31 protein-coding genes and 1 pseudogene are annotated in these 23,435 nt (G+C 31.1%); 21 read left to right on the top strand and 11 right to left on the bottom strand.

Annotation, left to right across the window (positions count from 1 at the left end; all coding sequences use genetic code 11):
• A partial coding sequence (locus tag E7Z81_RS11240) for a transposase (protein ID WP_292747867.1) occupies nt 1-231 on the top strand: 231 nt, incomplete at its 5' end.
• An 81-nt stretch (nt 232-312) separates the two neighbouring features.
• Nucleotides 313-825, top strand: coding sequence for a hypothetical protein (locus tag E7Z81_RS11235; protein WP_292747864.1), 513 nt, complete (start codon nt 313-315; stop codon nt 823-825).
• A 207-nt stretch (nt 826-1,032) separates the two neighbouring features.
• Here E7Z81_RS11235 and E7Z81_RS11230 read toward each other — a convergent pair whose 3' ends face one another.
• Complete coding sequence (locus tag E7Z81_RS11230) at nt 1,033-1,248, bottom strand: hypothetical protein (RefSeq protein WP_292747861.1); 216 nt, start codon at nt 1,246-1,248, stop codon at nt 1,033-1,035.
• A 312-nt stretch (nt 1,249-1,560) separates the two neighbouring features.
• On the opposite strand from E7Z81_RS11230, the gene E7Z81_RS11225 reads away from it, so the two are divergent.
• From E7Z81_RS11225 to E7Z81_RS11190, 8 genes are all read left to right on the top strand, one after another.
• Complete coding sequence (locus E7Z81_RS11225) at nt 1,561-1,884, top strand: hypothetical protein (protein WP_292747860.1); 324 nt, start codon at nt 1,561-1,563, stop codon at nt 1,882-1,884.
• A gap of 23 nt (nt 1,885-1,907) precedes the next feature.
• On the top strand, nt 1,908-2,207 hold the full coding sequence (locus E7Z81_RS11220; RefSeq protein ID WP_292747858.1) for a hypothetical protein: 300 nt from the start codon (nt 1,908-1,910) through the stop codon (nt 2,205-2,207).
• Nucleotides 2,208-2,396: 189 nt separating this feature from the next.
• Nucleotides 2,397-2,813, top strand: a complete 417-nt coding sequence (locus E7Z81_RS11215) for a C-GCAxxG-C-C family protein (RefSeq protein ID WP_292747856.1) — start codon at nt 2,397-2,399, stop codon at nt 2,811-2,813.
• 168 nt (nt 2,814-2,981) lie between these two features.
• Nucleotides 2,982-3,116, top strand: coding sequence for a hypothetical protein (locus E7Z81_RS11210; RefSeq protein WP_292747854.1), 135 nt, complete (start codon nt 2,982-2,984; stop codon nt 3,114-3,116).
• 12 nt (nt 3,117-3,128) lie between these two features.
• The gene (locus E7Z81_RS11205; RefSeq protein WP_292747852.1) at nt 3,129-3,404 is read left to right on the top strand and encodes a hypothetical protein; all 276 of its coding nucleotides are present in this window, start codon (nt 3,129-3,131) and stop codon (nt 3,402-3,404) included.
• Between the two features lie 26 nt (nt 3,405-3,430).
• Nucleotides 3,431-3,640, top strand: a complete 210-nt coding sequence (locus E7Z81_RS11200) for a hypothetical protein (protein ID WP_292747850.1) — start codon at nt 3,431-3,433, stop codon at nt 3,638-3,640.
• The gene (locus E7Z81_RS11195) at nt 3,609-3,779 is read left to right on the top strand and encodes a hypothetical protein (protein ID WP_292747848.1); all 171 of its coding nucleotides are present in this window, start codon (nt 3,609-3,611) and stop codon (nt 3,777-3,779) included. The genes E7Z81_RS11200 and E7Z81_RS11195 overlap by 32 nt, the downstream gene beginning before the upstream one ends.
• Nucleotides 3,780-3,887: 108 nt before the next feature.
• Nucleotides 3,888-4,160: a hypothetical protein gene (locus tag E7Z81_RS11190; protein ID WP_292747846.1), complete on the top strand. Its 273-nt coding sequence runs from the start codon at nt 3,888-3,890 to the stop codon at nt 4,158-4,160.
• Between the two features lie 8 nt (nt 4,161-4,168).
• Here the strand turns inward: E7Z81_RS11190 and E7Z81_RS11185 are convergent, their stop codons facing one another.
• Entirely contained in the window at nt 4,169-5,101 is a 933-nt protein-coding gene (locus E7Z81_RS11185; protein WP_292747844.1) for a methyltransferase domain-containing protein, read from the bottom strand.
• 117 nt (nt 5,102-5,218) lie between these two features.
• A complete protein-coding gene (locus tag E7Z81_RS11180; RefSeq protein ID WP_292747842.1) occupies nt 5,219-5,659 on the bottom strand; it encodes a hypothetical protein in 441 nt (146 codons plus the stop codon).
• A gap of 88 nt (nt 5,660-5,747) precedes the next feature.
• Here E7Z81_RS11180 and E7Z81_RS11175 point away from each other — a divergent pair, with 88 nt between their 5' ends.
• From E7Z81_RS11175 to E7Z81_RS11165, 3 genes are all read left to right on the top strand, one after another.
• Nucleotides 5,748-5,984, top strand: a complete 237-nt coding sequence (locus tag E7Z81_RS11175; RefSeq protein ID WP_292747840.1) for a hypothetical protein — start codon at nt 5,748-5,750, stop codon at nt 5,982-5,984.
• Between the two features lie 62 nt (nt 5,985-6,046).
• Nucleotides 6,047-6,232, top strand: a complete 186-nt coding sequence (locus tag E7Z81_RS11170) for a hypothetical protein (RefSeq protein ID WP_292747838.1) — start codon at nt 6,047-6,049, stop codon at nt 6,230-6,232.
• 10 nt (nt 6,233-6,242) lie between these two features.
• Nucleotides 6,243-6,488, top strand: coding sequence for a hypothetical protein (locus E7Z81_RS11165; RefSeq protein ID WP_292747836.1), 246 nt, complete (start codon nt 6,243-6,245; stop codon nt 6,486-6,488).
• 314 nt (nt 6,489-6,802) lie between these two features.
• On the opposite strand, the gene E7Z81_RS11160 is transcribed toward E7Z81_RS11165, so the two are convergent.
• The 4 genes from E7Z81_RS11160 to E7Z81_RS11145 form a co-directional block, all read right to left on the bottom strand.
• Nucleotides 6,803-7,498 carry a CPBP family intramembrane glutamic endopeptidase gene (locus tag E7Z81_RS11160; protein WP_292747835.1) on the bottom strand — a complete coding sequence of 232 codons (696 nt, stop codon included), beginning with the start codon at nt 7,496-7,498 and terminating at the stop codon, nt 6,803-6,805.
• A 160-nt stretch (nt 7,499-7,658) separates the two neighbouring features.
• Nucleotides 7,659-8,282 carry a stage II sporulation protein M gene (locus E7Z81_RS11155; protein WP_292747833.1) on the bottom strand — a complete coding sequence of 208 codons (624 nt, stop codon included), beginning with the start codon at nt 8,280-8,282 and terminating at the stop codon, nt 7,659-7,661.
• Between the two features lie 94 nt (nt 8,283-8,376).
• Nucleotides 8,377-8,604, bottom strand: coding sequence for a hypothetical protein (locus E7Z81_RS11150; protein WP_292747831.1), 228 nt, complete (start codon nt 8,602-8,604; stop codon nt 8,377-8,379).
• An 8-nt stretch (nt 8,605-8,612) separates the two neighbouring features.
• On the bottom strand, nt 8,613-9,230 hold the full coding sequence (locus E7Z81_RS11145) for a hypothetical protein (protein ID WP_292747829.1): 618 nt from the start codon (nt 9,228-9,230) through the stop codon (nt 8,613-8,615).
• Nucleotides 9,231-9,442: 212 nt separating this feature from the next.
• Between E7Z81_RS11145 and E7Z81_RS11140 the strand changes: the two genes are divergently transcribed.
• The 4 genes from E7Z81_RS11140 (at nt 9,443) to E7Z81_RS11125 (ending at nt 16,008) form a co-directional block, all read left to right on the top strand.
• A complete protein-coding gene (locus tag E7Z81_RS11140; protein WP_292747827.1) occupies nt 9,443-12,613 on the top strand; it encodes an N-6 DNA methylase in 3,171 nt (1,056 codons plus the stop codon).
• An 87-nt stretch (nt 12,614-12,700) separates the two neighbouring features.
• Nucleotides 12,701-13,279, top strand: coding sequence for an SHOCT domain-containing protein (locus tag E7Z81_RS11135; protein ID WP_292747825.1), 579 nt, complete (start codon nt 12,701-12,703; stop codon nt 13,277-13,279).
• A 566-nt stretch (nt 13,280-13,845) separates the two neighbouring features.
• Nucleotides 13,846-14,925, top strand: coding sequence for a tyrosine-type recombinase/integrase (locus tag E7Z81_RS11130; protein ID WP_292747823.1), 1,080 nt, complete (start codon nt 13,846-13,848; stop codon nt 14,923-14,925).
• 87 nt (nt 14,926-15,012) lie between these two features.
• Nucleotides 15,013-16,008 carry a hypothetical protein gene (locus E7Z81_RS11125; protein WP_292747821.1) on the top strand — a complete coding sequence of 332 codons (996 nt, stop codon included), beginning with the start codon at nt 15,013-15,015 and terminating at the stop codon, nt 16,006-16,008.
• A gap of 715 nt (nt 16,009-16,723) precedes the next feature.
• On the opposite strand, the gene E7Z81_RS11120 is transcribed toward E7Z81_RS11125, so the two are convergent.
• A complete protein-coding gene (locus tag E7Z81_RS11120) occupies nt 16,724-16,858 on the bottom strand; it encodes a hypothetical protein (RefSeq protein WP_292747819.1) in 135 nt (44 codons plus the stop codon).
• Nucleotides 16,851-17,036 carry a hypothetical protein gene (locus tag E7Z81_RS11115; protein ID WP_292747817.1) on the bottom strand — a complete coding sequence of 62 codons (186 nt, stop codon included), beginning with the start codon at nt 17,034-17,036 and terminating at the stop codon, nt 16,851-16,853. The genes E7Z81_RS11120 and E7Z81_RS11115 overlap by 8 nt, the downstream gene beginning before the upstream one ends.
• A 148-nt stretch (nt 17,037-17,184) precedes the next feature.
• Between E7Z81_RS11115 and tnpA the strand changes: the two are divergent.
• Nucleotides 17,185-17,599, top strand: a pseudogene (gene tnpA, locus E7Z81_RS11110) (IS200/IS605 family transposase).
• 91 nt (nt 17,600-17,690) lie between these two features.
• Entirely contained in the window at nt 17,691-18,992 is a 1,302-nt protein-coding gene (locus E7Z81_RS11105; protein WP_292747813.1) for an RNA-guided endonuclease TnpB family protein, read from the top strand.
• Here E7Z81_RS11105 and E7Z81_RS11100 read toward each other — a convergent pair.
• Entirely contained in the window at nt 18,931-19,209 is a 279-nt protein-coding gene (locus E7Z81_RS11100) for a nucleotidyltransferase domain-containing protein (protein WP_292747811.1), read from the bottom strand. The two genes, E7Z81_RS11105 and E7Z81_RS11100, sit on opposite strands and share 62 nt — an antisense overlap.
• A gap of 736 nt (nt 19,210-19,945) precedes the next feature.
• Here E7Z81_RS11100 and E7Z81_RS11095 point away from each other — a divergent pair.
• The gene (locus E7Z81_RS11095) at nt 19,946-20,986 is read left to right on the top strand and encodes a hypothetical protein (protein WP_292747809.1); all 1,041 of its coding nucleotides are present in this window, start codon (nt 19,946-19,948) and stop codon (nt 20,984-20,986) included.
• Nucleotides 20,987-21,032: 46 nt separating this feature from the next.
• Here E7Z81_RS11095 and E7Z81_RS11090 read toward each other — a convergent pair whose 3' ends face one another.
• Nucleotides 21,033-21,587: a manganese efflux pump MntP family protein gene (locus E7Z81_RS11090; RefSeq protein WP_292747807.1), complete on the bottom strand. Its 555-nt coding sequence runs from the start codon at nt 21,585-21,587 to the stop codon at nt 21,033-21,035.
• Nucleotides 21,588-21,800: 213 nt separating this feature from the next.
• On the opposite strand from E7Z81_RS11090, the gene E7Z81_RS11085 reads away from it, so the two are divergent.
• Nucleotides 21,801-23,141: an NCS2 family permease gene (locus E7Z81_RS11085; protein WP_292747805.1), complete on the top strand. Its 1,341-nt coding sequence runs from the start codon at nt 21,801-21,803 to the stop codon at nt 23,139-23,141.
• Nucleotides 23,142-23,435 lie beyond the last annotated feature (294 nt).

Here is a 23,435-nt window from a genome sequence, read left to right as displayed (position 1 = left end):
TTTGAATGGTACAAGCCAGAAGCTGAAGGAGTAGTGTTTGTTGATGCCAAAAATACCAGTAAAACATGCCACAAATGTGGCCATATAAATGAAAATTTAGATGTGAAAACACGAGATTGGATTTGCCCGAAATGCGGTGAAAAATTAGATAGGGATGTCAATGCTGCTATTAACATACTTAACCGGTGGAACCCCAGGGGATTGCCTAGAAAGCACTCAATAAACGATTGAGTAATAAAAACAAAACTCTAGGAATCATCGCCTTCTTCAAGGCGAGGTTGTTCAAGTTATTCTGTAAATACAGGCGTGGTTTTGCTATTCACCATCAAATGGAAAATCAGCGTCCACACAACAGGTTTAAGCGGTCCTGTTGCAGCACTGATATTGCTTTTGGGACCTTTTGGAGCTATTTTTGCCGTTTTATATCCGATCGTTATATGGTCAAGGGTCCTTTTAAAAAAACACACATTGGCTCAGGCCATTACCGGCGGCGTTCAGGGATTTTTCCTCACAGTACTGGAGATGTATCTTTTTAGCCACCTGTTGAACATGCCATTATATGGTTTGGTTTCACTTGAGGAGTCAATATTATATATTCTGGCAATAATTGCAACTCCTATCGCTCTTGGAATATTGAGCTATGTTGATTTGTCCAATAAAAAAATCATATTCTACATATCCCAGGCTGTATTACTGATACTGTTCTATATTCTGGTGCCGTTTAATGTCTTTGCAATATTTGCAGTAATATGTCTGACATCAGTACTCATCAGCTATTGGGCCGGTGATGAGTTTGTCTGGTTTAATGTTTTGAAATCCTCATAATTTTTTGCTTTTAGAATGTCCAGTAAAAACTTTCTTTTGACGGGGCCGAGATTTTCCAAATAGTCCCCATAGTGTTTGAAACGTATCTTTTGGAGGTAATTATTCAAAACCATTATATTAGGTCTATTAAAAAAGGCCACAACCTTCACTCAAAAAAGTCATGACCTAATATATACTAATGCAAACATGAAAATAAAAAAAAGAATATTATAACTTAGACTCATCAATAGGAATAGGATTATCACGAGTACCAAAAAAATCAGGTAATGATTCTAATTCAATACATCTATTTTTCCACTCATAATATTTTTCGGGATCATCCATCCATAATTTCTTCACATGGGCTTTTTTACCAGCATCATCTAATTTTTCCATATGAATAACTTCAGTAGTATTTCTCCTACCATAACCCACAGTTCTCATATTATCATTTATTAAAATTATTATTAATAAGCTTTACCAAGAACCACTTGTCTAACTCTTGTTGATACGTTTGAAACGTATCTTTTGGAGGTAATTATTCAAAACTTATTCACAATCTTTAGATTCAATGAAAATAGCTACTAAAAACATTGTATTTCTAAATCAATCAAGTCCTACAAGTGGACCATTAAAAAACGCTTTGGCATATCATAGTTTAGATGGTGATAACTCAAATATTTATATTTTTTCAAAATCATCTTTATGGTACCCTAGAGAGTAGGTCTTGATTTCCAACGACAGTTACTTCATGAATTGAGTCATGCCCAAGACTTAAATCCAATTCATGGATTAAAATTATCTACTAAAGAAAATTTAAGTCAATTTGAGAATTTTGGAATTAATAGTTCTGAAAATGCTTTTGAAGCAAAAGAGGACCAAAAATATGAAGAGGTTATTGCTGATGCAGTAAGTATGGTGGTTTATAAAAATATCCCTGATAAATCCACTGCAACTATTAAAGTTCCTAGATTTAATGAAAATGGAAAACATGTCGGATATGAGGTTTTAGGTTATGATGAATGGCATGAACGATTTAATGATTTGGCTATGTGGTTAGAAAAGGAGTTAAATTTATAATCATAAAAACTTAAGGTATAATTATGATACGAAGTGAAAATTCCAATGTTGATGTTATTAATATTTCTAATTTATTAGAGATATTTGATTTAGATTTGGAATTATCTGAAGAAGTATTAAATATTAGAGTGGATGATTGTTTTAAGTCTGCAAGATTATTAAAAGATGATGATAAATATAGTTTCCGATTAAAAGATTATTGTTTAACTATTACTCCTTTTGAATCTAAACAAAAGGTAGTTATTTCTGAAGAGCAGAGTTATAGATCATCTCCTTTAAAGATGTTTTATAATAATGAAGGAATATTATATAAAATAACTTAATTATTTTTTTAATATTGCATTAGTATATATTAGGTCATGGCTTTTTGAGTGAAGGTTGTGGCCTTTTTTAATAGGTTTTAAATATTTCACTCCAAAAGATACGTTTCAAACAAATGATATTTAATATTTTAACTTGAAAATTAGAATTTTTTGATTATATTTATTAAGAAATGAAATAAATATATAATTATGAATTCAATTGAGGAAGCAGTAAAATTATTTGAAAACGGTTACATGTGTTCACAGGCGGTATTCGCAGCATTCAGTGAAGACTTTAACTTACCTAAAGAGCAAGCTCTAAAAATAGGAGCATGTTTTGGAAGCGGCATGAGAAAGGCAGAGGTTTGCGGTGCCTGTACAGGTGCACTAATGGCACTGGGCTTGAAATTTGGAGAGGATAAATCTCAAAGCAATGAAGCCTGTGAAAAATTTCTGGATGAATTTAAAAAGGAAAACGGATCCATAATATGCCGTGACCTTCTTGAGTGTGACATTAGTACAAAAGAAGGGGTTGAACAGGCAATTGAAAATAACCTTTTTAAGGAATTTTGTCCTAAAATGGTCGAATCTGCAGCAAAAATCGCAAAAGACATATTATATGACTGATAACGCTTTAAGAAAGTTAAATGTTAGTGATAATTAATTTTATTTAATGTAACTATTCGTTTAGAATCCGCAACTATTTAAGTGAAACGATAGTTGCATCTTTTTTTAATATTTTGTCTACACCTTTGTTTTAAATATTTCACTCCAAAAGATACGTTTCAAACTGCTATGAATGCTCGAAATGATGGTGTGAGAATTACACGTCATACTCATGAACATGAATTTTTACTTCCTAAAAATCAAAAATTCCAAGTTTTAGAAGTAGACCATCATAAGCATGAAGCAACAATTTTATTGATATAAGGAGAGATTTGATTGGAAATTAATTATGATGCAATTAAAGCTAAAAGTAAAGAATTAGAGAAATATCCTAGTTTTCTTCCAGTACGGATTCTTGAGGAAATAGATGAAGGAGAGTATATGGAGTTTCTTGATCAACAAGGTTTACTCGATGATGATAATGGAATGGCTTCTGAATTAGCTTGGAAATTATCTAAATCAAGAAAACTTCATTGGGAAGAAAGGGACGGGGAGTTTATTAAATGGATTAAGGAACATCCGGAGTTTAAAGATTTTCTCATTGAAGAATAATAATATATGATAAGTGAGGATTAAACATGTTAACAATCGTTGGTGATGACGAATGTGATATTATAGAACTACCTAATAATATGAAGATTAATATGGCATTTGGTATTGATGAAACTGGCCCTTGGGGCTGGAGGGGTAGGATTACTGGAAGATACAGACGAATCCAATTATTTGATGCAAAGAATACTTTAATTAGTGAAGTTATTGAAGAAAACCCTTTGTATCAACCGTTTTAAATATTTCACTCCAAAAGATACGTTTCAAACAAAATTAGTTCTGGAAATAATCAACGTAATAAAGGAAACTACAGATCTTCATATTAACTGCAGACTGAATGCATTTGACGGCACACATATAGGAATGACACTTGATTAAACTATTGAAGTTTCAAAGATTCTTGAAAAATACGGTGCGGATTCTCTCCAGATTACACGTCCGCGCTCACCACAGTTTTTCACACGTGAAAACACAGAGGAAAATCCTTTGATTAAAGCTACTGATAAAATAATCTCTAATGTTGGCATTCCGGTCATTTTAGGTGGTGGCGCAACTGGTCAGGACCAGATTAATGGAATACTCAACAATACAGATATTGATTTCATTTCAATGCAGAGGCCGTTTGTGGCTGACCCTAGCTTTCTAGTCGATTGGAAGGTGATGGGAAACGGCGTTACAACCTGCAAGACATGCAACAACTGCTACTGGAAAAAGACAGCGACATGCCACATTCACGGGACGCCTACATTGAATATTTAAGTGAAGTATTATTTTTCACAGACAAACAATACGAAGCCATTGTGGAGTCCGTATAATTCCCAAACTTTTTCTTCGGAAGTTAAACTGTCTATGTTATATTGTTTCACTTCAAAGCCTACGGATTCTAATTTGTCCTTGATGTCATATCCGTATAGCCTTACATGGTCTTCCTGGAGATAATGTTTAAGTCTCAATTCGGGTGTATTGTATTCCGGTTTTTGCAGTGTTTCATAGTTTCCGGATAAAGGAACTGAAACAAAGCATATTCCTCCTTTTTTAAGCACTCTATATATTTCATGCATTGCTTTCATATCATCGTGCACATGTTCTAAAACATGAACGTTTATTATCAAATCAAATTTGTTGTCTTCATATGGGATTTCTTCCATATTGACTTTGTCCCTGATTGTCATGTTCTTTTTAGCAAAGTTTTCAGGATCAATGTCTACAGGATAATAGTCGACTGACTCATTGTTGATGAACTTGTTGTACAGTACTTTTTCAGGTGCAAAGTGCAGCAATTTAATATTTTTATTAAATATGTGATTATATTTTTTCAATAAAACCAGGAAAAAGAGTCTGTGCCTTTCGAAGGCTTTGCATTTGTTACATAATGCATTTTTTCTTTTAGTAATTCCTGCCGGAACAAACTCGGTAGGTCTGCCGCACACAGGACAGAATTTTAAATCAGAATTTTCAATTGAACTTTCCAGTACATATGGTTTTAACAAATCAAAATCATTATTTTTTACGATATTGTCCTTTTCCAGTATATCGTTTTGTTTTTTTAACCTTGCATTATTTTTCTTAAGTTTATTATGATTCTTTTTTGTTTTTTTCAAATCTTCCTTTATTTTTTTATTTTCTTCCAATAATCGAAAATAATTGTCCTTATAATAATTGAATTGATTACTTTTAGATAATATCTTGTCCTTTATCATAATATCTCCAATTTAAAAATTCTAATATGTATTATTTTATGATTAATATTATATATAATTGATATATATCAACTAATGCATTAAGTGTTGTTATATGCCAAATTTGCATTTATTACATCATTCATTGGAATAGCTTCTAAATCTTTCTAAAAAATGTTCAAGCTCGTCTTCAATTTGGGTTATGGTAATAATCGGCTTATAGGTTAAAAGTGAATTTAAAGCTATCATAAGCGGTATGGCCTCGCCCACCTTCACGTTTTTAAACTCCAAATCCTGATAGGTTATCTTGAAATTTCCGTTGAGATGTTCCTGAATCGCCAATCCCTGTGGAATGAAGTTTATCTCGCCCTTTTCAATGAGTTCTTCAAGAATTTCAGTGCCTTCGAGAATGTCTTCAAATTCTATTTTTTCCTTTTCAAGCAGTGGATTTATGAAATCAAAGGTTATGTCATATTCATATTTGGAGTGTCCGTCTCTAAAATAAGTTTTAAATATTTCACTCCAAAAGATACGTTTCAAACTAAAATAGATTTGGAAAATTATGTTATTGAACATCATGATAAATATACTGAAATTTACCAAAATGTTTTAAGAGACAATGGATTTACAGCAATATTTATTTAGTAAAAATTTCAAATTAGATATTATGAGAAATAGTGATTTAGATGGCGAAGAAGGATATGGGAGTTTAGAAAATATTCTTCATGTCAAACATATGCGAAAATTAGATAATAATAGTCAAAAAGCATATGTTAAAAAATTATGGGTGGAAAACCCTAAGGTATATTCTCAATGGAAACAATGGTGTATTGAGTTAGATCAATTACCTGATTTCTTTGGTACTGATGATAATCCTATTCCTATTGATGAATCTAAATTATAAAATCTTTTTTTGTATTATTTTGTTTTAAATATTTCACTCCAAAAGATACGTTTCAAACGGATATGATAAATGATTTTAGTGAAGATGTCCGTGACATAACTTTTAAAGATATTAATGAATTATCAGTAAAAGATAAAATAGATTTAAATAATTATGTAGTAGGTCATACTGATAAGTATGTTCCAATTTATCAAGAAAGATTAAAGAAGTATGGGATTGAAGTAATATTTATAAATCATAAAAACTAGAATTGATAATATGAGTAATAGGAATATTGCAGATTTGGATGGGGAAGAAGCTTATGGTACTTTTGCTAATTTAATTTTAGTTATGCAGATAAAAAAATTAAGTCCTACAAATCAAAAAGCAAAGATTAAAGAGTTATGGAAATCTGATTCTAAAACATATCTCGAATGGAAAAATTGGTGTGTTGATTGTAATAGATTACCTAATCTCTTTGGTACTCGTGATAATCCTATTGCTATTGATGAGTCTAAATTATAAAATTCTTTTGTTTTAAATATTTCACTCCAAAAGATACGTTTCAAACTTAATAAAACGGATAATGTATAAACTATCTAATAACAAAAACTAATTTTCACAAGTGGTGCAGGTTGCAGAATAATCAATGGCAATACTCATATAATTAATAGCTAAGTTTTTTCTTTTTATATAATTGGATGACTTTGACATTAACGGTCGCCCTTTTGGATTTGAATTTGATTTTTGAACTGGAATATATATGAAGGGGTTTCGGAAAGTGAGTTTTGAATAGGTGATGGTGGGTGTTAATGTTTTTTCAATTAAAATTTAATAATTTACCCAAACATACTCACAAATCCCATTAAATCAAGAAGCAAATGGATAATGTATACTACAACAATATTTTTTGTTTTTACATAGATTACTGGAAGGACAGACCATGCCACACCTAATGACAGAAGCAATTGGGGCAGATTAAAACCGTATGCTGGAATATGCAGCAATGAAAATAATAACTGTGAAACTACTATTCCAAGCAGAATTGCAACTTTACGGCCCAATGATTTGTATGTGGCATATAAGACCAGTACCAGCAGTATGAATTTAAACAGTTCCTCACCCATCAATTGTATAATCAGTGTAATGAACATTAGTGTTGCATTATTATTAATTGCAGAATCATTTGTACTGACTATGCCCATGCTGTTTAAAATAATGCCCATTAAGATATTTAAAGCAAATACTCCAATAATGCCTAAAATGATTGGTATGATGTCTCTTGCTTTAGGAATTCTAAAAATCATTGAGAGTTTGCCGTTTAAGGCATATGTAACTGGAATCAATGTTGCAAGACAGATTATCAATGCCTTAGGTATATCATATCCTTCAATAGGTATAACAAAAGGCGAAATAAATACTATTATGATTCCTAAAATCAACACCGAAATTTTTGAAGTTGTAAGCGAAGGATTTTCCTTATAAAATGGAATATCATATTCGGTGTCCTCAAATCTGAAAAATTCTGAACTCATTTTTTTTTATTCTCCATTGTTTGAATTCAATATCCATTTCAAAATCAGCACATAAAAAAGATACCCAATTTCCTGATATTTTTTTATAAATTTTAAAATAATGAAATGGGGAGAGCTGAACTCCCTCTAATTTAAATAAAATTCAATAATCTTTTTAATATTACCATAATCCTAAAAGATGCATGAAAAATTGTGCAATATTGGTTGAAAGATGTGCTTCGATTGGTGCTGCAATAAGTGTCAGGCAAAATGCAAGAACCAATATTACTATACTTTGGATTAATGTCTTTTTTGTCTTTTCAAATGCATCGGAAGCACCGTTGGTGTCACTGCTTCTTAATGCCTTGATAAATCTCCAGATGAATAGGAAAAGTAATAAACCTGCTGTAGAGTCAAGAACCGTTCCTGTTATTTCAAATATTCCATGTGGAATCAGGTAAAGTATATACATGATGCCTCCATGAGGTAGTATCTTAGCGAAGAGTGGTCCCATCATTCCTATGCTATAACCATTGTATATAATCATTACAATTGCTAAAATTCCAAAGAATATTGATCCTATGTATGTCATAAGCCCTGAAGATTCATTGTGGATAAATAGCTCCAAAGCACTGCTATCTGGACCAAGTGTACTTACTGCAGTTGCATTAGTGGGCATATTTGCCACTTTAGGCGCCATCATAATCCATGTGGCAATGAATACTATAATAAATAAAGCATATAATCCTATTATCAATTTTTTGTTTTCTTTTAAGGTTTCGACAACCAGCTCTTTGATATTCATGAGTCTATATATTATATATATTATTATATAAAATGTTCCATATTTTTTATATACAAAAGAATTTATTCATTGGTGATGGTGGTGTTAATGTTATTTATGGAAATTCACTTGCTATTTCATGATACTTATCGCTGACAATAGCTACAAAGTCGGTTATTTTGCCTGTGACTTCTAATGTGTCAATGTCAACTTCTTGGAGATAACATATACTGTTAATGTCTTCAGGGTCATCTGTTTCTGCAATACTGTACCATCCCATAATCTTTATCGGTTTATCTTTTGGGAATTTCTTTAATTCTTCAATCATTTCTCCGCAATTCATTTTATCACCTAACTTGAGTATAAATCTGTGAATATCCAACTTGGATCATATGCTATTAGGTTTCCGTCACTGCACCAGATGGATCTGACATTACCATCAGTACTGTCGGCCACTGCTGCAGGGTCTCTGTTAATCCAGTTACCTTCAGTATGTTTCTTATGTCTTAGCCTTAACCTGATATGGCCGGTACCGCTTACACGGCATTTAACATGGACAAACTGCACGTCATAGCCCAATGATTTGGCGATACGGTAATATACTTGTCCCCAGTCCACACAGTTGGAGCCTTTACCTTTACTTGCATCATTAATGGTTTGTTTGTCTGTTTTTTGTGAATCAAAGTACTTGCTATATAATTTCTTCTTTGCTATAATAGCTAAAGCCTCATCAATGGTATTGCCTTTATAATTGAAGGTTTTGATAAAGAAATTCATTGTGGTGTCTTTGTAGTCAGGAAGTTTGGACATCCTATATACAATAGCTGGAAGTCTTTTGTTAGCAGTAATGTATGCTTCTGTTCTTATGGTCATGTCAATGTATTCAGCCTTATCTATCTGAAGGCCGTTTTTTAATGTTACATAGTTTGGAAGGAAATCCAAAGACTTATTGTCTTTAATCACCGCCATTGTATACATTGCCACTAGCTTATTGTTTCCTAGTTTCTTTGCTTTCTTTTGTTTGAAACGTATCTTTTGGAGGTAATTATTCAAAACTCCATTAAAACTTTTTTTTATTTTTTTTATTTTTTTGTCAGGGTCTCTTTTTTTCGATATATTTTTTAACCAAATAATATATACAATAAATTAAGTGATTAATTATTGTATGTTAGGTTATCATAATGGCTGAAACTAAGCATCAACTGGAAAATAATATCTTCGATGAAAAACTAATGAAAACTTTCATCGAAAAATACCAAAAAACGTTAAAGATAAACAATCCCGAAACGGAACCCATAATCGTTTGGTCGGACAAACTGGACAAAGAAGAATTAACAAAAGAACGAGAAAACTATTTCATATTCGCCGAAGTAATCCTAAAAGATTTACTAGGATATGACTTAAAAGAAGATATAAAATTTGAACAATCTCCAACAGATAACTCTCGTCCAGTAGAATTCACATTACAACAAAACAAAAAAGATTATGCTGTAATGGAATTGAAAGGAACTGATACGAAAGACTTAAACAAAAGATATAATCGGCAAGAAAGTCCAATAGACCAAGCAACAGTATATGCAAGTGCAAAAGAAGAAACCAAATGGGCAATAGTAAGTAACTACGATGAATTTAGATTATTCAATCCCAGTTCAACAAACAAATATATTTCATTTAAATTTAGAGATAACCTCGACGAAGAAATACTAAAAAAATTCTTATTAGTATTCAGTAAACCATCATTAATAGAACTAAATCTCCCCACACAACTTCTAGAAAATACTCAGATAATAGAACGGAAATTTGAAGATAGTTTTTATAAGCTATTTAGTGAAACAAGGGCAATGCTCATAAAAGAATTAGAATACAGTAATGACATATCCCACAATGACGCAATACATTACGCCCAATTAATATTAAACCGATACATCTTTATCTGTTTTGCTGAAGATGAATACTTGCTCCCATCTGCAATATCATTCAATACAATAGCTTTACTAATTGAAAATCATGATTTATACGATTATGAATTATGGAATGAATTAACTAAATTATTCAGATTTGTTGATGGAGGCAATCCAAATAAAAAGATTCCTGAATTTAATGGAGGATTATTTAAAGAAAGTTTAAGATTCCTTAAAATCCGAGATTATGTTCCGGACCATGAAACCTTTTTCCAATCCTGTTTAACCAACTGGAAATTTAAAGAAGAATTCACAGATGTAGAGGAATTATTTAAACTAGAAGAAAATATTAATCCCATATTTAAAAACTTACTAATCATATCCTCCTTTGATTTCACTTCAGAATTAAACGTTAATATATTAGGACATATATTTGAAAATAGTATTGGTGATATTGAAGAATTAAAAAATGATAACTCTGAACTAAGAAAAAGGGATGGTGTTTTTTATACTCCTGAATTCATAACAGATTACATATGCCGAAACACCATCCTCCCCTATCTAAGTAAAACAGGACATTCAACAAATATATATCAACTAATAAATGAATATATGGATGACATTGATGTATTGGATGAAAAAATTAGAAATATTAGAATATTAGACATTTCATGTGGCAGCGGAGCATTCTTAAATAAAGCCACCGAAATACTTCTAAAGATACACAGGGATATTAATGATATTAAATTTTTAGAAAGTGAAACTAACCTGGATAAATGGTCTGATGAAGAAGTCCGTAGAAGAATTTTAATAGATAATATTTACGGGGTAGATGTTAACGAGGAAAGTGTTGAAATATCTAAACTAGCAATGTTCCTAAATGTAGCTAAAAGAAATGTTAAGTTACCTGATTTAGATAAGAATATTAAATGTGGTAACAGTTTAGTCAGTGATGAAACTGTCGCTCCAGGCACTGCTTTTAATTGGGAAACAGAATTTCCAGAAGTATTCGCAGAAGGTGGATTCGATATTATTATAGGAAATCCACCATATGTAAATGCCAAATTACATAGCGAAACCAAACCATTAGAAAGAGAATATATTAACAATTGTGGATTATACGAATGCTTATATAAAAAATGGGATTTATACATACCATTCATAGAACATAGCCTAAATCTTCTTAAAGAAAATGGTTACTTTAGTATGATAATACCATATCCATTTGTAGACCAAGAATATGGAAAAAAATTAAGAGAAAAAATTTACAATAATTATTCCATAGAACAATTAGTGGATCTAACAGATGAAAAAATATTTAAAGATGCAGCAGTTAAAAACCTAATACCTGTAATATCAAAATCGTCTATAAACGAAAATATTCCAATTTTTAAAATAAAAAATTCAAAGATATACTACTCCCATAATAAGCGACATAAAGATTTATTATTAAACAAGCAATCTTACATTTATGATTTGGAAGATAAAGTTAAAATTGACGCTGATTTATCAAATCTAAAAACATTAGGAGAATACTGTTATATAAGTGTAGGTATGGTTTTAAATGCTCATGAGAAAAAAGCTAAAGGAGAATTTGTTAAAGAAGATTTAATATCAGATACATTCTCGGAGATACATGTTAAAGATTACACTGAAGGAAAATATATTGATAAATATCGTATTAACACAATCAAATATCTTGAATGGGATACTGAAAGAGTACCTGATAAAATAAGACGACCAACATTCAATGAGTTATATACTAATGAAAAAATATTAATTAACAAATTAGGAAAGATTAAAGCTATCTATGGGGAACCTGATTTATATTGTGACCAAACCTTAAGAATTTGCACCCTCTGGAAAGATTTAAACGGCGTCAAAAATAGAAGCATTTCATCAACAATTACTAAATATGAAATGGGTACTCGTGAGGAGTTGGAAGCTAATTCAGAGGAGGTTTCATTAAAATATTTGTTAGCTATAATTAATTCAAAGATGGGATTATACTTATTGAATCAAATACGTGGAGTTAAAAATAAAGACATTAATCCTGATTCCTTAAGATTAATACCAATACCTTCAGTTGATAAAGAAACACAAAATGAAATTATAATTCTTGTCGATGAAATAATAGAATATAATAAAGAGTATGCAAATGAATTAAACTCATTTGCCAAATGGTTAAAAAGAAAATTTGATATTGTACTAGATGATGTTGATTTCACTAAATATGATTTTGAAGATTTTTTAAACATCATCATCACCCAAAATAATAAATTAGATAATCGCAAATATCATGACATATTAGAAAATGAATTTAATAATAGTTTAAAAGATTGTATTTTATTGAATAACAGAATATCCTCTCTAGAAAATGAAATTAATGATCTCATTTTTAAATTATACGGCTTAAGTGATACTGATATTCAAATAGTGTTAAATGAATAAAAAAGATTTCTTGTCACCCCTTGTTTTTCTAGTTAATTTTATATAAACCGGATAAGCATAAATCAGTAATAGAGAGGTGTTATAATCATGGGTTTATTTAGACGTAAAAAGAAAGAACCTGAAGAGTATAAAGTACCGGAAGAAAGAATACAAAACATACTAGAAAATGGTGTACCAGTTGAAGTAGCCATAGGTACTCATGGAGCTGATGAAATCGTAGCAGGTTCTATGATGGGAACCACAGGGAAACTAATAGCTATGGGTAATTATGGTAAACTAATTTATAAACCAACCATATTATTTATGACTGAAGAAGGTATGAGATTTCAGTTAACAGGGGAAATCTTTAGGTATACTGATATTTATAGTTTAGACGCACCATATAATGTGGGTATGATTAATGCGGAGTTTAAATTAGTTACTACTAGTGGTGAGATATCATTGAGGGCTACTAATCCTAATTATATGGCTATCCGTGAATTGTTTGGTAGGTTTGTTGCGTTATGTGAACAGCGTATGGCTGAAGATGAAGCCGCAGCTGAAAAACAAGAAGAGAAAGATAAAGCTGAATCAGATATGGATAGGTTAATTCGTTTAGGAGAATTACATGAACGGGGTTTGTTATCTGATGAGGAGTTTACTGAGGCTAAGAAGAAATTAATATAATAAGAAATTACTTAAATGAAAAACACGAAAACACTTAAATAAAAAAAGAGGGAGAACCTCCATATAGGATGTCCTCCCTCATAGTAGTATTAATGATTCACTCTACAATATAATATTATACCATTACTGTTTGAAACGTATCTTTTGGAGGTAATTATTCAAAACGAAAATATCAAATTGTTGATTCAATTTTACGAACTTGGTTAAAAAATGAATATGAAAAAAATGGAGTATATCCACATAGATAATCAAAATAACATGAAGTTCATATTCATTATATTTTTATTTTAATATCCAAAAATTAATTATTACTTTTTTCTTTTTTTATATTACAAATCCAAAACTTGAAGAAATCACCATTTCGAAACCGCTTGATGTATATGTATTACTTCACTTCTGACATTTCCAAATGAAACTCCAAATTGACCAAATTTTATATATAAAGAGAACGTATATTTTATGTAATAATATACAGTAAAAAAGAAAAGATACGAAGTATTTATATACTCAAAAAAACAATAGTATATACAAGGGTTAGGTATAGAAATTTAGGGGAGAGAAAGCTTATGATAGAAGTTGATGAGCTAACAGACTACCTAGATGAATACTTGGAAGAAAAGCAAGAGGTAAAAAACTTAACTGAAGAAACAATCAAAAAACAGACATTTAATATATCCAAATTCATTGAATATCTTGAAAACGAAGGAATAGACGAGCTTAACAGTAGCAATGTGAAAAAGCAATTAAGACATTATCGTAGGTACTGTCTAAAAAAACGTGGGAATAAAAGGACTACTGTCAAGACATATATGATGAACATTTTGGAATTCATAAACTCAGAAGATGTTCAGGAAGAAATCAACCATGAAACCATCAAAATGAAGGATATTATTGAAGTAAAAGCAGAAGATCCAGAAACTGCCAAAAAAAGAATAGAAAAAATATCCCTGACATGGCCACAATCCAATTTCTTTTTAGATACAATCGAACAGAGCGGAAACAAAAGAGATTACGCGATTTGCAGAACTTTCATTGATTCCGGGATGAGGCTTAAGGAACTTGTGCTTCTAAACAAGTCTGATATTCAGGTTCCAATTGATGAAAACGGTTTTTATGAACTTCCATCAGATTCAAATGAGTTCATTGATGTTTATCTGCGTGCAGAAACCACAAAAGGTGAGCTTAAAGACCGTACAACATTCATAACCTTCGATACATTGGTAAGCCTGAATGATATGATGATGGACAGGATCACAAAGCTTAGAAAAAACACTCACGATGTCTACAGGCCGGTCATTCAGAGAAAAAAGGCAGCTGAAGAGGTAACACGTGAAGAGCTCTTTACCAACATTAAAGGAAACCGTATAGGAAAGCGTGGTGTTCAGGATATCATTAAAAAACATGCACGTGAATGTGATGAGAGAATAAAAAGTGAGGGAATTGACTGTCCTGTAAATTACTCCAAAAATGTCAGTGTCCACATTCTAAGACACACTGCACTGTCCCATTATGCTGAAATATTAACAGTAGCCGAGGTACAGTCCATTGCAGGCCATTCCAACTCTCAAACAACAGACAAGTATATTCACATTGACCGTGAGCAAATGAAACAGAAATTGAAAGCCAACAGTTTCAGATTTAATTAACGTTTAGAAACTTAATATAAAAATTAAATGAATTTAAATAGTATATTGGCCTAATATATAATTGTAACAATTTTATTATGGGTTTTTATGAATTTGGCTAAGAAAATTTTTATATTAAGTATTTTTATTATTTTTATTTCAACAATCGGTGCTTTTTCTGTCTCAGATTATCAAAATAATGATGATTTGCCTATTGTTTTACAAAATAACAATGAAACTGACATGATTGGGTGCTGTTCCATTATTCTGCAGGAAGATGGAAACAACACACTGATGTCCTACAGGCGTGATTCCGATTTGGATGCTGATATTCATATTGAAAAGATTAATTGGCATGGAATGCCTGCAATAAAGCAATATAAGACAGACAACAACTATTTTTGCCATGTAATCATTACTGAAAACGGATGGATTATAGGATTAGGCGGAACAGATGACGGCATAGACAATCAAATAGCTGAAAATATAACCGCAGATATGATTACAAAAGACAATACTATCTCAACTGAAAGTCTGGAAAAAATTCAGAAGTTGAAACAGCCTTACGGTAGAGGACATGTTGTAATTAAGGCACCTAACGGTAATTACGGTTTTGCCAATGTTGACAAGCTCAAAACAGGCAAACTGGAACCTGGACACTATATTTCTATTCCAAATGATTATTCATATTCAAGAGCAGGTGAAATATCACTTGCAAGCCCTGATAAAATTAGAGAAATGACTGATTTGTCTCAGCAGGACTTATATGGTCTTGACAGACGTGAAATAATAACCTATGACATCAACATGTCTGATAATCACAATAACGTTACTGTTTATGCTGCAAATGAGAACGGATCTTATCTGGGAGTCAACAATACTGTTTATATTGACGATATTTATGTCAATGATACTCTCATTAAGGCATCTGACATTCCTATCGGTCCTGATTATATGCAAATAGGCTCATTCAGCTTTGAAAGTGAAAACACATCTGCCGATAGGCTTACAGTATTGATGTTTTATGTGCTTTTGGTAATTTTTGTTGTGTTATTGTATTTCATTGTTTCACGTTTTGTAAAATTCATAAGATACAGGCGCTAAATTTTATTAAATTTCATAAATTTTAATAAAAAACAGCAAATTTGAAGAAAATAGTCTATATCATTAGCTTGATATATATGTAGCTATTGATTTATTGCATTTTCTTAATATTACTTGAGCATAAATGGTAAAATATGTATTAACAGTAGTTTCTGTATATACAAAAATACAGTAAATATATACTTTCTGTATTTCTTTAAATACAGATTTACATATAATACTATTAATAGTATAATATCTATTATCTGTAAATATACATTAATAGTTATAATAGATATAATAGTTACAATATATATTTACCCATAATATCTATTTTTTATATAATATCTATTAATACATATTGTAGTAAATTATACGGAAATACTTTTCCGACTATTGTAATATTACACTAACGGAATTTTAACTAAAAATAATCCATATTTGAGCTTCAATTTATTAAATAAAGTTGTATATATCTTATTTAATTCCTATACTGAATATAGGGTACAATAATAATATATTAATATTATACGTTTTTTTAGTTAGTATAACAACACTGGAAAATCCCTGGATTTTATAAGATTTATTAAAATTTATAAAATCTGTTAATTTTTATTAAATTTCATAATTTACATTAACATCTGCATTTTGCGAAATTACTGTATCTCAACTATTACATATATATGGGTTAATATATTTAGAGCATTTTTTCAAAAAATCAATCGTTAATGTAAATTCAGGCATCAAATATCAGCGAAATATATGATGAAAAATTATCTCTGTTGATTACAACTCCGTTATTCAGGACCACTTCCTCATCAAGTGCAAATATCAGGAATGTCATCTCCGCCAGCTGTTCAAAATCAAACATCATCATCACCCATAATCATTAGAATTTCCCTGAATCTTTCATCATAGTCTTCTATTTCTTTATGAGGGTTCACTTTAACTCTTTTCATCATATTCAATGATTTCAAGATGAAATTATTTATCCTGAAAATCTCATCTTCGGTGATTTCATTACAATTTTCTGAATAACAGTCAACCAAATTCAGAATATCTGCTTTGCTTTCATCAGAAAGATCAATGTTTTTATCTTAATAATGCAAGAATACCACAACTTCTGTAAAGTTGTGGATGAATTGCAAGTTGGGTATACTATTTTTTTATTAACTTTTAAATTGTTATTTTCTTATAATGATTATTATGGGTAGTATTTTGAATAGGAATCAGCATTCAGTATACATATTAACTTATCATTTAGTATTGGTGATTAAATATCGTAGAAAGGTAATTAATGAAGATATATTCGATTCATTAATGGTTATTTTTGATAATATTGGTTTTAAATATGGTATTGTAGTTAAAGAAGTGAATTGGGAGGTTGATTATATTCATATTTTATTTGAAGCTAAACCAAGTACTAATTTGGTTAAATTCATTAATTCTTATAAAAGTGCAAGTAGCAGAATAATAAAGAAACAATATCCAGTTTTAAAAAAGAGTTTTATGGAAAAGTGCTTTTTGGAAAACAGGTTATTTTATTACAACAACTGGTGGAGCGAATATTGAAACAATCCGTCAGTATATTGAACGGCAACGAGAAAAATAATATAATTAATCAATAATTTTCATTTGAAATGATTAGTTTTCAAATGCTCTCTCACTTTCTTTATATATGTTGTTTGCTAATAATAGTAAATATGTCAAGTTGTATTGATGAAAATAACTATTGTGGGGGAAAACAAGATGTAACTGAAGCAGTCAAGATTAGATTATATCCTACCGATGAGCAGAAAAAGATAATTAATCAAAATATTGGCAATAGGGGCTTTATTTGGAATAAACTGCTTGTAAAAATAAAATATGAAAACGTGAAACCAACACAGAAAAACTTAAACAATATTCTCAAAGAACTAAAAAATGAATATCCATTTCTTGAAAAAAGTGAATCCAGCAGCCGACAGCAGGTTTACCGGGATCTTATAAAAGCATATAATAAACATAAGAAAGAAGGTGCTGGATTTCCCAAGTTCAAATCAGAAAAAAATCCCAATACCTCATTTAGAATACAAGCCAACAACAATAACATCCACTTAAATGAACGAAAAAACAGGATACAAATACCGACAATCGGTAAAATCAAATTCAAAACCAGTAAAGAACATAAACAAAAAATACAGGAATCCAAAATCAACAACATAACAATCAAACACGAAAATGGCATATACATGGGAATAATAAACATAAACACAATAAATACTCCCTTGAAGTACTGTTTTGAAGCCGTTGGCATTGATATGGGTATTAGAAGACCATTAACCTGCAGCAATGGTTTAAAAATCGAAGAATTTGATTTAACACGAGAAGAGAAAAACGTTAAATATTATCAGCGTGAAATGAGCAAAAAACAACCGGGAAGCAAAAATTATTGTATAGCTCAAAAAAGATACTGGAAAGCATTGAACAAGAAAATCAACAAGAAAAACGACCAATATCACAAAATCACACACCATATAGTAAAAAACAATCAGGTAATAGTACTAGAAACACTAAACATAAAAGGATGGTTTAAAAATAAGCATTGGGCTCCAAAATTACAACGCATATCATTATACGAGATAATAAGACAACTAAAATACAAATCAGAGCGAAACAATCGTAAAATAATTCAAGTGGGAAGATTTTTCCCTTCAAGCCAAAAATGCAGCAACTGCGGATACCAATACTATGATTTGGAATTGGGTGAAGAAGATTGGATCTGTCCGGTATGTGGAAAACATCATGATAGGGACTTAAATGCAAGTATTAATATAAAAAATGAAGGATTAAGATTAATCCTAGAAAAAATAATAAAGACAATTTCATATTTGGGATTGTCATGGCCTGCGGTGCGCGGGTATCGGCTCGAAAGTATTAACATTCCACTCAACAAAGAGCATGTTAAAAAATCGAGAATCCCCAACTTCTTAAAAGTTGGTGGAAGTTCAAGTCCCATCCTATAATGTCAAAATTATCGCCTTCATATTCAATAACGTCACTTTCACTTTTAAGGGATAAATAATCACTGACACTTGCCTTTTTGTATATGAATCTCACATCATAATCTGAATCTTCGCCTGAAAATCCCCATACACGACTTCCCGCTTCACATGCATATAATATTTCAATATTTTCATTAACTTCAATCTGTTTTAATATTTTGAGGATGGTTGTTTTCATTTAATTCACCTAAAATGGTATATTGTTTCGATATTGATAGATTCATTGGGATTTAACCAACGAAAATAACTTATATTAATCAAAAACTTTATAAATGATTAAAATATAATTATAATTAATTTTATTAATCCTTCTAGGTTTAATAAAATGGTTGAGATGAATCTAAGATAGGGAAAAACAGATGGGAGAATAAATCTCTAAAAAACCCATCTATAATTGATTCATCTCGTTTACTCGTTATTCGACGGCAATATGCTGTTTTTTTGTTAAAATTATTAGTATTAATATAAATGTTATATCAACACTGATGTTAACGTATATTAATAACATATTACCACCTCCCTTTACATTTAGTTTGGGGAGGCTGTAATAACAAGCAAATACCAATGCCCGCCGGCAGTCTGTTTTTAAATTTGATTATGAAGATTTCACCGATGTTTACATATGAAATTAAAATACTTCATTTCACAAATAACCTATTAGATTTTCTTTTTATTTAAAATAACAAGTTTTAAACAGTAACAATTTTTATAACTCAAAGCAATTTTACATATTGGCATAATTATTGATTGTAAATAAGGAATTTTGAAAATAAATAAAACTATGAAAATATCTAAAAAATTTAAACATTTATTTTACATTAATTGTGATATTAGAATACTATAAATACTAAGGAAGTACAATATTATTATGATAACTTATAAGTTATTTTAAACAAATTTTTAACGAGGATTACATGGACTTTAAAAAGAGTGTATTTATATTCAGTTTAGTTATATTGTTTGTTTCAATTATAGCTGCAAGCGCTTCTTCTGTTGAAAATACCCATGACATCCAGAGCATTTTAGAGAACTATAACGAATCTGACATGACTGGGTGCTGTTCTGTTGTATTGCAAATGGATGGGAACAACAGTATGTTTTCATTCAGAAGAGATGCAGGAAACGCTGCTGACATTTACATTGAAAAGATAAACTGGCACGGCAAGGAAGCTATAAAACAATATAAAACATCTGCTGGTTATTTCTGTCAGGTAATCATAACAAATGACGGTTGGGTTATTGGTTATGGAGGAATAGATGACGGTGATGACAACAAGAAAATTGAAAATATCACCGGCTCCATGGTAAATGACAACAATACAATATCTGAAAGCGGTTTGGAACAGGTCCAAGCGATTAAAGCTGCATATGGATTAGGTCATTTACTTATCAAAGCGCCTAATGGAAATTACGGTATTGCAACAGCTGATACCCATTTCACAGGAAAACTAAATCCTGGAGAATATGTTTCTATTCCAAACAAATACAGTTTCTTTAGATCAGGAAACGTTGATTTAAATACTTCTGATAAGGTAGACGCAATGGTAAATCTGGCAATTTCCGACGGTTTCGGTCTTACCAGAAGGGATGTAACCACATTCAACTTCGTATGTGGTAATGAAAGTAATGTAACTGATGTTTACCTGTCCAACGACGATGGATCCATGTGGGGCATGAGTACAGGAGGACTCTGTGATAATGTCAATTTCACAGGCAAATACGTCAAGGCTGAAGACATTCCTATAGCTCCTAAATATTCACATTTGGGTAATGTTACATTTTCCGGCGAAAATCAGACAAGCAATGCCAATGCCACAGTAAGTGTTGGAGGTACTTTCGATTATATAACATCCATGTTTGTAACCAAATTTATAGTGATACTTCTGGCTATAATTGCATTTGTTTCATACCATATAGTAAGAGTCAGCAGGTACAGACAGAGATACAGACGTTAAATTTAAATTTCACTGGCTTAAACGCTGGTGATAAAACTATTTTTTTTTAAAAACCAAGCAAAATCTTAACACCGATTAAAACAAGAATCACACCACCGAGAATCTGGAACTTATCACCTACATAGTTGCCTATCTTTTTGCCTATGAATATTCCCAGGATGCTGAATCCAAAGGCTACAATACCGATTATTGCAGAAGATATAAGGAGCGGATCCTTTAAAAGTGCAATTGTTATTCCGACTGCAAATGCATCTATGCTTGTTGCAATTGCAAGCAGTGTAACTTCCCTGAATGAAAAGTTATCGGTAATCTCATCATCATCTCCTGTGAGACTTTCTCGTATCATGTTCAAACCGATTGCCAGAAGAAGTATGAATCCTACGATTGATGCAAGTGATTCAATGATTGATGCAATTGCATTTCCGCAGACATATCCTAAAATCGGCATCATGAACTGAAATCCGCCGAAAAACAGTCCGTAATATAATATCTGGGATTTTGTCAGATGCTTTTGCGTAAACCCTTTGGTCATCGACACGCTGAATGCATCCATTGCAAGTGCAATTGCTATAAGTGATGTTGATATTAAATTAAAACTCATTATTTTCAATTTTATTAAACAATTTATTTAAAATTGATGGTTATTTTTAAATATTTTAATAATATTCAAGTTATAATTTTAAAAGAATGTATTTTATTAACTTTTAGTAAGAATAGTTGCTAACTGTTTAGCTATTAAGACAAATACTGAATTTTCATCGATTAATTTATTACTGTCTTTATATATAAATAATATTACACAGCGAGGTGTTATATGTTTAATAAATTATTTAAGTTAGATGAAAATAAAACTGACTTTAAAACAGAACTTCTTGCAGGTATCACAACATTCCTTGCAATGTCCTATATTTTAGGAGTAAACCCTGGAATGTTATCTGCAACAGGAATGTCACTTTCAGGCGTATTCATTGCAACCGCTCTTGCATCCGGTATCGCCTGTATATTAATGGGGTTAATCGCCAACTATCCTGTTGGTCTTGCTCCTGGAATGGGATTAAATGCATTGTTCACCTATACTATTGTTTTGGGTATGGGTCTTTCATGGCAGGCTGCACTTGCTGCGGTTCTCTTGTCAAGTATAATATTTTTAATAATCACAATCATCGGTTTAAGGGAAGCAATCCTAAACGCAATTCCTAAAGACTTGAAACTTGCAATCGGTGCAGGTATCGGTTTTTTCCTTGCATTTTTAGGTTTGGCAAATGCAGGAATCATCATATCTGATCCTGCTACAATAGTTGCACTCGGAAGCGTTTCTTCAGCACCTGTCCTATTGGCTTTAATCGGTGTTGCAATCACACTTGTATTGTATGTGAGAAAAATACCTGCAGCAGTATTTTTAGGTTTAGTAATTACTGCTATTTTAGGAATCATCATGACTGCATTAGGTTACGGTGCAGGAGCTGAAGCAGTAATGCCAGCAATTCCAACAGAATGGATATCATTCAACCTTGATTTCAGTGTTTTCGGCGGATTTGCACAAGGATTTACAGAATTATTCAAAAACATTCCAACACTAATCATCATTATCTTCTCATTACTGTTTGTTACCTTCTTCGATACTACAGGAACATTAATCCCTCTTGCAAAAGAATGTGGATATGAAAAAGAAGACGGAACAACCGAAGGAATCAACAGAGCATTTATAAGTGACGCAATAGGCGGAATCGTCGGAGCTATATTCGGTTCAAGTACTGTAACAGCTTATGTAGAAAGTGCAACAGGTATAGGTCTTGGTGGAAGAACCGGTCTTACCGCTATCATTACTGGAATCTTATTCCTCCTTTCAGTATTCATAGCACCTACAATCCTGTCTCTGTTTACATCTTCAGTTACTACAGCTGCACTGGTTACCGTAGGTATCCTCATGTTTGTACAAATCAGAGATATCGAATGGGATAATTTAGCTATTGTTGCTTCTGTATTCATGACCATAATCATGATGGTATTGTCATATTCAATTTCCCTTGGTATTGCATTTGGTTTTATCACATACACTATTGTCGCAGCAGCAACCGGAAAAGCAAAAGAACTAAACCCTCTCGTTTGGGTACTGTTCATTGTATTCATATTGTATCTGGTCTTCGGATTATAGAGGTATTCACCTCTACTCTTTCTTTTTTTGATGTTAAAATATTATATTTTTTTGAATAATTTTTATATTTGGATTATTTTTCAATTTAATGATTATTTTGAAAATATTGCATGAATAGGAATTATGTCCAAATCTGTTTTTAAAATTAAACTAACTTTCTAAAAAGGCTCTTTCAAAAACTTAAGTGATTCGGATTAAAAAATTTTTGAGGAGCAAAATTTTTTTCTTTTCTAATTTTTCTTTATTTTTAATTTAGAAGTAGTAAAATTAATATATGAAGTGAAGCTAATATAT

Source organism: Methanobrevibacter sp., assembly GCF_015062935.1.
Lineage (GTDB): Archaea > Methanobacteriota > Methanobacteria > Methanobacteriales > Methanobacteriaceae > Methanocatella.
This window is presented reverse-complemented; position numbering and strand designations above follow the sequence as displayed.